The 14,950-nt window shown below is 29.4% G+C and carries 10 protein-coding genes; all 10 read left to right on the forward strand.

The window, feature by feature from the left end:
* Nucleotides 1-87 precede the first annotated feature (87 nt).
* The 10 genes from ACYEKI_RS19510 (at nt 88) to ACYEKI_RS19555 (ending at nt 14,921) form a co-directional block, all read left to right on the forward strand.
* Nucleotides 88-771 (forward strand): toxin-antitoxin system YwqK family antitoxin, encoded by a 684-nt coding sequence (locus tag ACYEKI_RS19510; protein ID WP_459212890.1) that lies wholly within the window; start codon nt 88-90, stop codon nt 769-771.
* Nucleotides 772-947: 176 nt separating this feature from the next.
* Nucleotides 948-2,135: a tRNA 2-thiouridine(34) synthase MnmA gene (gene mnmA, locus ACYEKI_RS19515; protein WP_459212891.1), complete on the forward strand. Its 1,188-nt coding sequence runs from the start codon at nt 948-950 to the stop codon at nt 2,133-2,135.
* Nucleotides 2,136-2,173: 38 nt separating this feature from the next.
* Entirely contained in the window at nt 2,174-3,118 is a 945-nt protein-coding gene (locus tag ACYEKI_RS19520; protein WP_459212892.1) for an NAD(P)H-dependent flavin oxidoreductase, read from the forward strand.
* A gap of 15 nt (nt 3,119-3,133) precedes the next feature.
* Nucleotides 3,134-4,516 carry an ATP-binding protein gene (locus ACYEKI_RS19525; RefSeq protein WP_459212893.1) on the forward strand — a complete coding sequence of 461 codons (1,383 nt, stop codon included), beginning with the start codon at nt 3,134-3,136 and terminating at the stop codon, nt 4,514-4,516.
* A gap of 33 nt (nt 4,517-4,549) precedes the next feature.
* A complete protein-coding gene (gene mazG, locus ACYEKI_RS19530) occupies nt 4,550-5,320 on the forward strand; it encodes a nucleoside triphosphate pyrophosphohydrolase (RefSeq protein WP_459212894.1) in 771 nt (256 codons plus the stop codon).
* 260 nt (nt 5,321-5,580) lie between these two features.
* Nucleotides 5,581-7,071 carry a helix-turn-helix domain-containing protein gene (locus tag ACYEKI_RS19535; RefSeq protein WP_459212895.1) on the forward strand — a complete coding sequence of 497 codons (1,491 nt, stop codon included), beginning with the start codon at nt 5,581-5,583 and terminating at the stop codon, nt 7,069-7,071.
* A gap of 653 nt (nt 7,072-7,724) precedes the next feature.
* Nucleotides 7,725-10,802 carry a SusC/RagA family TonB-linked outer membrane protein gene (locus ACYEKI_RS19540; RefSeq protein WP_459212896.1) on the forward strand — a complete coding sequence of 1,026 codons (3,078 nt, stop codon included), beginning with the start codon at nt 7,725-7,727 and terminating at the stop codon, nt 10,800-10,802.
* Between the two features lie 18 nt (nt 10,803-10,820).
* Nucleotides 10,821-12,341: a RagB/SusD family nutrient uptake outer membrane protein gene (locus tag ACYEKI_RS19545; protein ID WP_459212897.1), complete on the forward strand. Its 1,521-nt coding sequence runs from the start codon at nt 10,821-10,823 to the stop codon at nt 12,339-12,341.
* Between the two features lie 14 nt (nt 12,342-12,355).
* Nucleotides 12,356-13,189 (forward strand): hypothetical protein, encoded by an 834-nt coding sequence (locus ACYEKI_RS19550; RefSeq protein ID WP_459212898.1) that lies wholly within the window; start codon nt 12,356-12,358, stop codon nt 13,187-13,189.
* Between the two features lie 223 nt (nt 13,190-13,412).
* A complete protein-coding gene (locus ACYEKI_RS19555) occupies nt 13,413-14,921 on the forward strand; it encodes a helix-turn-helix domain-containing protein (protein ID WP_459212899.1) in 1,509 nt (502 codons plus the stop codon).
* Nucleotides 14,922-14,950 lie beyond the last annotated feature (29 nt).

Consider the following 14,950-nt stretch of genomic DNA (forward strand, 5'->3'; position numbering starts at 1 on the left):
TATGAAGAATATAAATAATATTTTTACGGCGTGATAGTTGTATTAAAGAGAATTAAAAAACATAAACTAAGAAAATATATAGTGCAGATGAAAGCAGTATTAATGTTAACAACTTTATTATTAACAATAGTTTCTCAAGCGCAAAAAATCAATCAATTTGATGAAAATGGTGAGCGTCATGGTAAATGGATGAAACGATATGATAATAGTCCTCAAATAAGATATGAAGGAACTTTTGAACATGGAAAAGAAATAGGGGAATTTAAGTTTTATAAACCCAAAAGTGGAAAACAGCCTACCGCAATTAAAATTTTTAGCAAGAATACAGATTCTGTAACGGTAACGTATTATACACAAAAAGGTGTAGTAATAAGTAAAGGTAAAATGATAGCGAAGAATAGAGAAGGACTATGGACGTATTATCATTTAGGCGGAAAAAAAGTGATGATGACAGAAATTTATAAAGAAGGAAAACTTAACGGTCCACAAGAAACCTTTTTTACAAATGGAAAACCTACAGAAAAAGTAACATATATAAATGGTAAACGAGAAGGAAAGAAATATATTTATTCTGATGAGGGAGTAGTATTAAAAGAATTTACTTATGAAAGCGATAAGTTAAACGGAATTACCAAGTATTATAATTCTGAAGGAGTAGTAACTATAGAGGGAACGTATAGAAATGATAAAAAACATGGAATTTGGAATTACTATAAAAACGGAAAGCTTACAGAACAGAAACTTTTTCCGTTAAAGAAGAAAGGACATTAAAGCAATAAGATTAGAAAATTACAGTATAGATAAATCCTAAAAGCAATGTTCAAACATTGCTTTTTTATTTTATACTTTTGCATATTAATTACTTGAATACAGTAATATATTCTCATAAGGAGAATCATTAAAAAAAAGAAAAAGAAAACTAAAAGCACTAGGGAAATAAAATAAACATGAAAAGAGTAATAGTTGGTTTATCAGGAGGAGTAGATTCAAGTGTAGCAGCTTACCTTTTAAAAGAACAAGGATATGAAGTGATAGGGTTGTTTATGAAAAACTGGCATGACGACTCGGTAACTATCTCTAATGAATGCCCATGGTTAGATGATAGTAATGATGCACTTTTGGTTGCAGAAAAATTAGGAATACCATTTCAAACAGTTGATTTAAGTGAGCAATATAAAGAGCGTATTGTCGATTATATGTTTAATGAGTACGAAAGAGGAAGAACTCCTAATCCAGATGTACTTTGTAATAGAGAAATTAAGTTTGATGTATTTATGAAAATAGCAATGTCTTTAGGTGCAGATTATGTGGCTACAGGACATTATTGTCGTAAAGAAACCATTGTAGAAAATGGTAAAGAAGTACATAGATTATTAGCAGGAAAAGATCCTAATAAAGATCAATCCTATTTCTTATGTCAATTATCACAAGAACAACTGGCAAAAACGTTATTTCCTGTAGGAGAATTATTAAAACCTGAAGTAAGGGAAATTGCAAAAGAGCAAGATTTGATTACTGCAGATAAAAAAGACTCTCAAGGATTATGTTTTATCGGTAAAGTGAGATTACCAGAATTTTTACAACAAAAATTAAAACCTAAACAAGGAAAAATAGTAGAAATAGCTAAAGGTGATCATAGTTACCAAAGAGAAATACCAGAGTTTGCTTCAAAAGAAGATGAACTGGTTTTTATGGCTTCAAAATATACTTATGAACCTACACAAGGAAAAGTTGTAGGAGAACATCAAGGAGCACACTATTTTACAAAAGGACAACGTAAAGGTTTAGCTGTTGGAGGTACACCAGAACCACTTTTTGTAATTGAAACAGATGTAGAAACAAATACCATATATACAGGACAGGGAAAAGATCATCCAGGTTTAAATAGAACAACCTTATTTATCCAAAATGATGAGGTACATTGGGTGAGAGAGGATTTAAAACTAGAAATAGGAGCATCTTTAGAAGTAGAAGCGAGAATTAGATACCGTCAACAATTAGAAAAAGCTACTGTATATCAGGTAGAAAACGGAGCATATGTTCAATTTGAAAAACCTCAAAGTGCAATTACAGAAGGACAATTTGTAGCGTGGTATAAAAATGAAGAGTTAATAGGCTCTGGGGTTATCTCATAAAAGCTGTATCTTGTAAAGGATAATATAAAACGATTTACGTGAACAAAATAACTGAGCTATTTAAAATAAAATATCCTATTGTTCAAGGTGGGATGATATGGGCAAGTGGATGGAAACTTGCTAGTGCAGTAAGTAATGCAGGAGGATTAGGTTTGATTGGAGCAGGATCTATGTATCCAGAAGTGTTAAGAGAACATATCCAAAAATGTAAAAAAGCTACAACAAAGCCATTTGGAGTAAACATTCCGATGCTATATCCTAATATAGAAGAGATCATGAAAATAGTGGTCGAAGAAGGGGTGAAAATAGTATTTACTTCGGCAGGTAATCCTAAAACATGGACTACACACTTAAAAGAACAAGGAATCACTGTAGTGCATGTAGTAAGTAGTGTGAAGTTTGCACTAAAAGCAGAACAAGCAGGAGTAGATGCTGTAGTAGCTGAAGGATTTGAAGCTGGAGGACATAACGGAAGGGATGAGACGACTACATTAACTCTAATACCTATGGTAAGAGAAAAAATCTCAATTCCGTTAATAGCAGCAGGAGGGATTGCAACAGGAAATGCCATGTATGCTGTGATGGCTTTGGGAGCAGATGGAGTACAAATGGGAAGTAGATTTGTAGCTAGTGAAGAAGCTTCTTCTCATCCTGATTTTAAGCAAAAAGTAGTTGAAGCAGGAGAGGGAGATACGCATTTAACGTTGAAAGAATTAGCACCTGTACGTCTATTAAAGAACAAATTCTATGACGATGTAACTCAATTATATACAAAAGGACCAACTATTGACGAATTAAAAGAATTGTTAGGTAGAGCGAGAGCAAAAAGAGGAATGTTTGAAGGCGATTTAGTAGAAGGAGAATTAGAAATAGGACAAGTATCAGGATTAATTCATGATATAAAACCAGCAGCTACTATAGTGCAACAAATAGTAGAAGAGTTTAGTGAGACAAAAACTCAAATGAGTACAACACTATTTTAGTAAGAATATAAGATTGTGGATACAAAGAGAAACATGTTTAATAAAATGACTAACCGTAAATTATATATGATTTATGGGATTATTTTTGGATTCATGTTTCCATTACTAGCTTATGCGATAGAAGTAGTACGATTAGGACTTAACTTCTCTTTAGAAAGTTATGTTTTTATACATAAAACGATTCCGGTTCATTATATTATAGATACAGCCCCATTTTTTTTGGGGCTCTTTGCTTATATAGCAGGATATCATTTGGATAAAGTAGAAGATTCAAATGATAAGCTTAAAAAGGCTTCTAAGTACAAAGAAATTTTCTTTACTAATATGAGTCATGAAATAAGAACTCCTATGCAGGGTATTATTGGAATGATAGACATATTGATAAAAGATGAGAATTTAAATAGTGATCAAAAACAATATATTCAAACCATAGAACAATCTTCTAAAGATTTATTAGCAATCCTAAATGATATTTTGGACTTGTCTAAACTTGAAGCAGATCAAATGCGTATCTATAATAAACCTATGAATTTAAAAAATACATTATTAAAGATTCATAGATTGTTTTCTGCTATAATGAAGCAAAAGGGAATCACATTTATAATGAATTACGATGACAAAATTCCTCAAAATATTATAGCGGATCCATTGAGAATTACTCAGATTATTAGTAATCTAGTGGGAAATGCAGTTAAGTTTACAGAAAAAGGTGAAATAGCATTAGATGTTGTTTTACATAAAAGTGAGCCAGATCTTAACATAAGAATAGATGTTAAAGATGAAGGAAAAGGAATTAGTGAACAAGACCAGAAATATATCTTTGATTCGTTTAAACAAGCTAAAAGTAACTTTAATACGATTCAAGGAACAGGATTAGGCTTGACCATCTCTCAAAAATTAGCACGATTAATGGGAGGTGCGATAGAAGTGAAAAGTATATTAGAAAAAGGAAGTACTTTTTCATTTAGATTTAAAGCTCAAAAATTGATTTGTCCAGAAGGGTCTATTGAGAATGAGGATGATATTTTTGACTTTAACAAACGAGTATTACTAGTGGATGATAGTAAGATTAATCAAAAAGTGATTGGTTTATTACTACAAAAATTAGGATGTACTGTTATTTTGGCAAGCGATGGAGTTGAAGCATTTAATAAAGTCAAAACAGAAGATTTTGATATGGTGTTTATGGATATTAATATGCCTAGATTAAATGGTTATGAAGCGGCTAAATTAATTAAAGAACATAAAGAAAATGCTCCGATAGTTATAGGATTGAGTGCAAATGTAATGACTCCAGAAGAACATCAAGAAAACCAAAATTATCTTGATGATTATTTAACCAAACCTCTTACCATAAAAATATTGTCTAAAAAACTAGAAAAATGGTTTAAAGACTAATATCAATAAATAAAATAGTATAAAAAACTTGTAATGAATTCAAGAGAAGAACAATTAAAAGCCTTTGATCGCTTATTAACTATAATGGACGAACTTAGGGAACAATGTCCTTGGGATAAGAAGCAAACACTACAATCGTTAAGACATTTAACTATCGAAGAGACTTATGAGTTAGGAGATGCTATTTTGGATAATGATATTAACGAAATAAAGAAAGAATTAGGTGACATTTTATTACATATTGTTTTTTATTCAAAAATAGGAAGCGAAACAGGAGATTTTGACATTGCAGATGTCGCAAATACTATTTGCGACAAATTAATACATAGACATCCGCATGTTTATGGAGATATAAAAGTGGCTAGTGAAGAAGATGTAAAACAAAACTGGGAAAACCTAAAGTTAAAAGAAGGCAATAAAAGTGTTTTACAAGGAGTTCCAAAATCTTTACCAGCATTGGTTAAAGCAAACCGTATTCAAGATAAAGTAGCTGCTGTAGGATTTGATTGGGAAGAACCTTATCAGGTTTTTAATAAGGTTAAAGAAGAGCTAGAAGAACTTCAAGATGAGGTAGAAAATAATGACAAAGATAAAATTGAAGCAGAGTTTGGAGATGTATTATTTTCAATGATAAATTATGCGAGATTTTTGAATGTTAATCCAGAAAATGCATTAGAAAGGACTAATAAAAAATTCATAAAAAGATTTCAGTACATAGAACAAAAGGCAAGAGAAAATAATACAAAAATTGACAAAATGTCTCTTGACGAACTCAATGTTTACTGGGATGAAGCAAAAAAGTAATGCTTTTTTATGTTATAAATAATACTATATTATTCTTGTTAAATTGGAATTGTTTTAAATAATGTGTTAAAAATGTGAAAAAGTGTTAAACTTTATTTGTAAACTTAAAAGAGACGAATTAAGGTTTTTCCTTATTTAATTGGGGGTGTAAAGACTTTTTTAGATTTCCTTAACATCAAATGACCTTAAAACGATAACGCTTGTTAGCTATAAACCCATTGAAATTATGATAAACAAATCGTACTTTTAATGTAAGGATTATGGCTAATTTTTTATCAAATAATAAGCGATTATTAATACTATATTTTGTGTTAATAGCTAGCTTGCCTATGCTTGCTATATCAAAATATACAAATAGAATTGACGTAAAAGATCAAATCAAAAAAGATTCTATTACGTTGTATAAAGACATGGCTATACATCATGCAGAATTAGGCAATCCCGAAGTAGCTTCTCAGTTTTTAAAAAAGTATATAAAAATTACTCTAGACAGGTCAATTTTAAATGATAAAGGTTTAAATAGAATTAAGAATACGACATATTATTTGGAATTAAAGAAACAATATTTATATAATATTAATCCTTGGGGACTATTTTATCTTTATGCAGCTTTTGTAGGATTCTTTATAGCATTTGTCATTAATATGACAAAAGAATCGGATAGAAAAGCAAATTTTTTAATAAGCTTATATGTATTTATCCATTCGGTATTTATTATTCATAACTGTATAGAAGTAACAAATTATAATTATGATATTCCAGATTCACTATTAATGTCTACGTCATTTTCATTTTTATATGGACCATTATTGTATTTTTATTTTAGAAGAGTCTCAGAAGAATATCAATTTAAATTAAAAGATGGTTTACATTTATTACCGTCCATAGGTATTACAATTTTACTCATTCCTGTATATTCATTACCGTATCTAGAAAAACTTCAGATCATGTTTGGTGTTAGTGATTTTAATATAAAAATCTATATTAATGCAATAACCATAACCAAATTTATCTCCTTAGTTATATATGGAATATTGATTTTTAAGAGTTATAAAAAACAAATAAAAAAAGATTTCAATTATTGGAAAACACCATCCATGAAGTGGATTAAGAATATATTAATATTCAATATTATCTATATAGTTAGTTATTTTATTTATGGAACGTTGATAATTCAAGGATTGTACAGTGGATTTTTATATCATATACAAGTGATATGTATGTCTTCTTTGGTATTATATATAGGTTACATGGCCTATGTAAAACCTAAAGTATTAGGAACAAAAGCACAACCTATATCATCTAGCAATAAAAAAGAAGGAAGTGTTATTGAAAGAGAAATTCTATTTAAATACAAAAAATCAGGGTTAACAGAAGGGTTATCTTTAGAATTGAAAAAGAAATTATTGTATTTGTTAAACGAGAAAAAAATATATAAAAATAATAATCTAAATCTAGCTATTCTAGCCGAAGAACTAGAAACTAGTAGACATAATGCGTCACAACTTATTAATGAACATTTTGGTTTAAACTTTTTTGAACTGATTAATAAATACAGGGTTTATGAAGCAATGGATATTTTAAGGAATGATTATCACAAAAACCTTAATATTATAGATGTAGCTTATGAAGTAGGGTTTAATAATAAGGTTACATTTAATAAATCTTTCAAAAAAGAAAATAATATAACTCCCACTGCATATATTAAATATTATAGAGAAAACTGCACAGAATCTCTTGCTAAAGCTTAAGGTAAAAGTATGCCCTTTTTAGTTTTGTAGATATCTAGTATAATATTTTAATTCCTAAAATCTTCGAATTACTACAAAGAATCAATTATTATCCAATTCTCTTTCTTTTTCCTTCTGAATTTATGAGATTGGGAATAACTCTTTCGATATTGGATATACTATTGTAATTTTTTTTCTAATGATTTTGTCATAAAAATGATATTTTTAGAAATGATAGGTATTAACTTAAAAAGAACTAATACTAGCTTTTCTTATTGATGAAAATTTTTAGAATTAAACTAAAATAATAATAAAAAGTGTTTATCAAAGGTGACTTTTTGATTATTGAAAATGGGATAAAATAACAATAAGAAATAGGAGTCTAATGAGATATTACTACTCTCAAAAAACTAACTTATTTACATAGTAAAAATTAAGTAAAAACTAATCGGGAAACGTAAGATATTATCGGGATTCCCTTTAAACACTATTGTTTTGGGTTATTTAGTGATGCGTAAACTCAATCGAAAAAGGTTAAGTGAGATAACAAGAAATAATGCAATTGACCGTTAAATAACTCAATTTTATAATTTAATTAGCCATACTTCACAATCTCATTTGACTCTTTTTGATTGATAAACAATCAATAAAATAATTTTAGAAAAATTAGATCTATGAAAACAAATTATTGTAAGTATTTGTTATTTCTAGTCTTCATTTTTGGTATTGTATCAATGAATGCTCAAGGAAAAACAATAATTGGAAAAGTAACAGATGATACTGGAGGACCTTTGCCTGGTGTTAATGTAATTGTAAAATCAACATCAATTGGAAATCAAACTGATTTTGATGGTAATTATAGTATTAATGCTGAATCAAATGATGTGCTAGTATTTAGTTATGTAGGGTTTAAAACACAAGAAATAAAAGTTGGTAATAGAAAAACTATTAATGTCCAATTGATAACAGATGCAGCCGAACTAGAAGAAGTTGTAGTAGAAGCTTATAGAACTACGAAAAAGGCAACATCTAATATTTCTTCTATAACGATAGGCGCTCAAAATATAGAAGCAAGACCTAATGCATCTTTTGTTCAAACATTACAAGGGCAAGTAGCTGGTTTAAATATTACTACTAGTAGTGGACAACCAGGAGCCAATAGTGTGATTAATTTAAGGGGGGTTTCTTCGTTAAATGGTAATACAGAACCTTTATTTGTTATAGATGGAATACCTGTAGATGAAGATAACTTTCGTAGTTTAAACCCTAATGAAATTGAATCTGTAACAACCTTAAAAGATATTGGAGCTACAGCTATTTATGGTAATAGAGGAGCAAATGGTGTTATTGTAATTAAAACGAAAAAAGGAGGATACGACTCTAAATTGAAGATTAATTATACAGGATTAACTAGTTTTTCTAAGCTACAAAGAGCTTCGTATGATTTACAGAATTCTCAAGAAGCATTAGCTCTAGAAAGAAGTTTTGGTCAAGGAAGAGGGTTCTCTGGTGGAATAGATGATAATGGGCAAACTAGACCTTTAACAGATGCAGAAATAGCGGCGGCGGCGAATACAGACTGGTTAAATTTCTTTTTTAGAACAGCAATAACACAAAACCATACATTAACATTAAGTAGTGGTAGTAAAAATTTAAGTTCTTTTACTTCTTTAGGATATTTTGATCAAGAAGGAATTTTAAAACAAAGTAGTTTAAAGCGTTTTAATGTTAGAAATAATTTGAATGGTAAGTCTGAAAATGAGAAATTTACATATGCTTCTAACATTAGTATTAACTATTCAAGATCTGATGAACCTAATAATATTGGTTCTGGAGCTGTAAATAGAAACTTAGTTTTTGGGGCATATCAGTCATTGCCATATGTAACACCTCAAGATTATACGAGTGGACGAGAACTAGCTCAAGATTTTAATTTCCCTAATACTCCATTATATCTAATAGATAGACTAGCAACATTTACAAGAGTAGATGAGGAGTTGAAAATTTTGGCAAGTTTAAATACTAGTTATAAATTAACAAATGATTTAATCATAAATTCAGTTTTAGGAGCAGATTATACAGATGAAGACTTTTTAACAGCCGAAGGACCTGAGTCGCGAAATGCTATCCGTTTTGCAAATGATGAAGATCCAGATACTCCAGGTAGACAAGTAACTACTCCAGGAAGTCAAAACCAACAATCGACTAGAGTTTTTTCTTTTAATTCTTTAACATCATTAAATTATCATAAGACCTTTTGGGACAAACATACTATAGATGCTGCTGCATATTTAGAATATTTTAAAGCACATTATCGCAATTTTGGTTTTTTTCAAAGTGGACTTAACCCTAGAACTTTTGTACCAGGAGATGGAGATGGTTTTGTAGATGATAATGGAAATAACGACTTTTTTGTAGATGTAGCCAATGCAGAAGTATTGAATGCAGGGCTTTTCTCATATTTTGGACAGTTAGATTATGATTATGATGAGAAGTATGGATTAGCCGGAACTATAAGAAGAGATGCATCCTATAGATTTGCGGCAAGTAATCGTTGGGGAACATTCTATTCAGTAGCAGCAAGATGGAATATTTATAAAGAAAGTTTTATGGAAAATTCTGTTTTTGATGTCTTAAAATTGAGAATGTCATATGGAACTGCAGGAAATCAAAGGATTAGAGATGCAGGTAATTTATTTCAATATTTTACAGCTGCTGATTTAACTTTAGATTTATATGAATTCGGAAGTGGTTATGGTAGACGAAACTCTATATTTTTGACACAAATTGCCAATCCTAATTTAAAATGGGAAACATTAACTTCTTTTAATATAGGGGCAGATTTTGAAGTCTTTAATAAAAGATTAAGAGGTACTTTAGAATACTATATAAGAGATACGTCAGCTCTTTTCCAACCAGTTGGACAATCAGCTATAACAGGAACTACAAGTATAGACTCAAATTTTGGAGAATTAAGAAACTCTGGATTTGATTTAAATTTAGCTTATGATTTAATAAAAGGGAATGGTGAAGACTTAAATGTAACATTAAATTTTGTAACTAATTATAATAAACAAGAAGTGGTAGATATACCTACACCTAATGGAGAAGATCGAGATAGTGGACTTAGAGAGGGAGGAATTATTAATGAATATCTAGCAGTACGATATGCTGGAGTTAACCCTGCTAATGGAAATTTATTATTTTATGATATAGATGGTAATTTGACAGAAAATCCTGATCCTGATACAGATGCAGTGTGGTTGGATAAGAATATTTATCCGGATTTTCAAGGTAGTTTTGGTTTTAATATAGATTATAAAAATTTCTTTTTACAAGCAAACTTTAATTATACTTTGGGCGTTTATCGATTTGACAACCAGGCAGCAGGATTCTTAGATCCAGATTCTATAGGTAATTTTAGTACTTCAAGAGATTTGTTGAGGGCTTGGACTCCAGATAATAGGATAACTGATGTGCCATCATTAAGAGCTACAAATAAGGATATTTTTAGTGATCGATTTTTGAGAGATTCAGACTATTTACGTTTACGATTTGCGTCACTTGGATACAATGTTCCTGCTAGATATTTAAAAAACACAGGTTTTTCAAATATAAAAGCATTTGTTAATGCAGAAAACATATTCACCTTATCTGAATGGGAAGGTTTTGATGCAGAAAGATTAGTTAATGATGCTAATGGCTATCCTACCCCTAGAACATTTTCTGTAGGATTTGAGTTTAGCTTTTAATTATAAAAGAGAATAAAAATGAAAAATATTATAAATATAATAATAAGAAGAGTAATAGTATTACTAGTACTTATTACAGTATCATGTCAAGATGCAATAGATATAGATCAACCAGGACGTTTAATAAGTGATGTTACATTTCAAACAATAAATGATTTAGAAGCAGGTTTATTTGGAATTTATGCTAGCTATGATACTACTGTAGAAATACGTTTCAATGCTATTTTTACAGATGAAGGAGCTAGAGGTAAAGATAATGGAGGGCAAGCTTCAGATTTGTTTAATCATATTTTAAATTCAGCGTCAGGAACACCTAATGCTATTTGGGTTCAGCATTATATAACTATATCAAATATTAATAAAATACTTGCTGCAGCAGAAAATATTGAAAGAGTAGATGATCCTGAAACTGGAATTGACGAAACTGAGTTATATGACTCTGTTTTAGGACAATTATATGCATTGAGAGCGTATTCTCATTTTACGTTACAAGCTTATTTTTCAACAGATTATACAGATGATAGTGCTCTAGGAGTTATATTACTTGATTTTGTGGCTGTATTAGGAGAGACAAGATCTAGGAGTACTAATGGAGAAGTATTTAGTTTTATAAACGAAGATTTAGATAGAGCAGAAGGATTATTACCAGTAGGAAATAGTGACCCTACTTTTGTATCTAGTGATTTTATTACTGCACTTAGAGCTAGAATGGCTGCATATAGACAACAATATACTCAAGCAGATACATATGCATCAGATATTTTATCTAGATATTCTATAGCAACGAGAGCTCAGTATTTTAGTATGTATCAAGATACAAATAATACAGAAGTGATTTTTAAACTAGAAAGAGAACCTGGAGATGCTTATGATGGACAAGGAACAGGAGGGGGAGGAACTGCTGGAAGTTTATTTGCTTTTACCAATAGTTCTCCAGCAGGAGGTCCATTTATCGAGATAGGAAGAGATGTATTTAATCAATTAGACCCTACAGATATTAGGTATGATGTTAATGTACATCCTAATTCTTTAATTGATCCAGATTATCAATCAAGTGCAGATTATTTAAATACAGATGTTTTAGCAATTAATAAATATTCAGGATCAGGAGGGGTTGATTTACTTAATGATTTAAAAATATTTAGAATAGCAGAGATGTTGTTGATTAGAGCTGAGGCACTTGCCGCATCAGGTGATTTTAATGGAGCTACTAATTCTACTGCTGCATTGATTAAACAATTAAGAGATGCTCGATTTGGTTCTGATCAATCTTTACCAGTTTTTAATAATCAAGAAGAAGCTTTTGGAGCAATTATAGATGAAAGAAGACTAGAATTAATATATGAAGGGCATAGGTGGTTGGATTTGAAGAGATTAGGTGCGAGAGGAAATAGAACAATAAGAAGAGCAGCTAGAGATTGTGAAGCTACTGGTGCATGTTCATTAAGTGCAACAGATTTTAGATTTACTTTACCAATTCCATTAAGTGAGCTTAATGTAAATCAAGATATTAGAAGTCAACAGAACCCTGGCTATTAAAAGAATAAAAAATTATGAAAACAATTAAAAAAATATTTATAAGTGCTTTAGCTATAATTTCTTTTATATCATGTGATAAAGGTGGAGAAGAAGTTATTTTTGATGGAAATAATGGGCAGACTTTGATTTCGTTTAGAAAGACAGTTGAAGATTTACCTATTGTAATTGATGATGAAGGAAGTGTAGAAATTATTTTGGATGTAACTACAAGATCATCATCAGATAGAACATTTGAAGTTGAAATTTTGAGTGATGAAAGTACAGCTAATCCAGATTCATACAGTTTTAATTCAACAGTAACAATTCCAGCGAATGAATATAATGCTATTTTAACGATTAATGGAGTTGATAATGATGTTGAAATAACTCCTGAAACTTTAGTATTACGAATAATTGAACAGGATAGTTTTATTACTACTTCTAATAATAATACTACTACAGTAAATGTTTTTCAAATATGTCCAGTAGAAGATACATTGTTTGTTGGTAATTATTTGATCGAACAGATAACACCATTTATTGCAGGACCTACATTAAGTTCGGGCACTGTTGTTGAACTAATTGTAGAGGAGGGTTCAACACCTGCTAGAAAGTTTAATACGTTGAATTATCCAAATTTTTGTTCTGTAAATAATCCTTTTACACTTAATTTAGTTTGTAATGAGGTAGTTGTGCCTCGTCAAGAAGGAAATTGTTCTTGTGATGGAAATTATTTCTTTGATGTAGCGTCTGTTAATGCAGTTTATGATCTAAATGATGATTCTGAGTTTTTGATGACTTTTACAGATGATTCAGATAGTGATTGTGGTTCTCCAGTTCAAACTACATATAGATTTACAAAACAGTAAAAAGATATATTTTAAATAAAAAATCCATAAAATTTTAATTAAAATTTTATGGATTTTTTATTTTTTAAAACTAAGCAGTGGAAATATGTTGTTGTTTTTAGGTGTTTTGTTGTTGTTTTTGTAATTTTAATTTTCAACAATAAACATCATCAATCATTATTTCCTTTCTTATTAGGATCTATGAGGATCATTTTTTAATTGTATAATTTATAATTTTTTTCATTTGAAAATACTATTAAAATACATAGTGATTTTAATATGTTGTTCTTCTTTTGATGCTTTTGGTAGTGCTTTATTTTTACAATCGGACTTAGCTTCTGGATTGAATAAATCATTACAAAGAACATTAAATAAAGAACGAATAGATTCTATTCATAAATACGAGAAATTAGCTTTCGAGAGTTTAACAGAAAATAATGTTGAAAAAACTACTTTTTATATTCAAAAATATATTGAAAAAAGTTTAGATATAACATTTATTGAGCATAGTAAGTTTGTAAGTATTCATGATACTGATGCGTATCAAAAATTAAAAGAAAAATACCTTTTTAAGGTTGATTCTTGGACTGTATTTTATATCTATACGGCATTTATAGGCTTCTTTATAGCATTAGTTTTAAATCTTAAAAGTGATGTGGATAGAATAGCTACTTTGTTGATTAGTGGATATGTCTTTATACATTCATTTTTTATTTCCCATATCTGTGTACAATTAACAAATTTAAATTTCAAAGCACCAGATACTTTCTTAATGTCTACATCATTTTCATTTTTATATGGACCATTATTGTATTTCTATTTTAAAAGAATTAAAGAGAAATACTTATTTAAATGGAGCGATGTTCTACATTTAATCCCGTCTGCAATTATTACAATATGTTTAATACCTATATATACGTTGACAAAGGAAGAAAAAATGGAAATTATGTTAGGTATCAGTGATATAGATACTAGTCCATATTTGTATTATATCACATTAACCAAGTTTATATCATTGTTTTTTTATATGTATCTAGTTTATAACGTATATAAAAAAGAAAGTATTATGTTATATAAACATGATTTAGCACATAAGAATTGGCAAAAAAGAATATTAATATTTAATGTGATTTATGTAATTTCTTATGCTATTTATGGAATACTGATTGTTCAACGAGTTTTTAGTGGATTTTTGTTTCACGTGCAGGTGACATCAATGGCATTACTGGTGTTTTATGTAGGCTGTACTTCTTATATTCATCCTATACTATTCAAGAAACGAAAGCTTTTAAATAGTGAAAATTCAGAAAATGAAAATAAAGTCGTTATTGCTTCAAGCATAAAAAATGAGAATGTAGAGAATATTAAATATCAAAAATCAGGGTTAACCGAAGATTTATCCAAAGAACTAAAAGAAAAATTGAATAAGCTCTTAGAAGAAGATAAAGTGTATAGATTAAATAATGTGAGCTTAGCTATAATAGCGGATAAATTGGGGACAAGTAGACATAATACTTCACAGATTATTAATGAGCATTTTGGGCTTAATTTTTTTGAACTCATAAATAGCTATAGAATAAAGGAAGCTATGGATATAATAAAGAATAATCAAACTCAAAAACTGAGTATAATAGAAATAGCTTACGAAGTTGGATTTAATAATAAGGTGACTTTTAATAAATCTTTTAAGAAAGAAAATGATATGACTCCTAGCGAATATATGCGATATATAAGGAATGCTCAATTGATATAATATTAAATAGAAATTTAAAAAGCCTCTTG

The organism is Aquimarina rhabdastrellae, from assembly GCA_947387485.1.
In the GTDB taxonomy this organism is placed as follows: Bacteria; Bacteroidota; Bacteroidia; order Flavobacteriales; family Flavobacteriaceae; genus Aquimarina.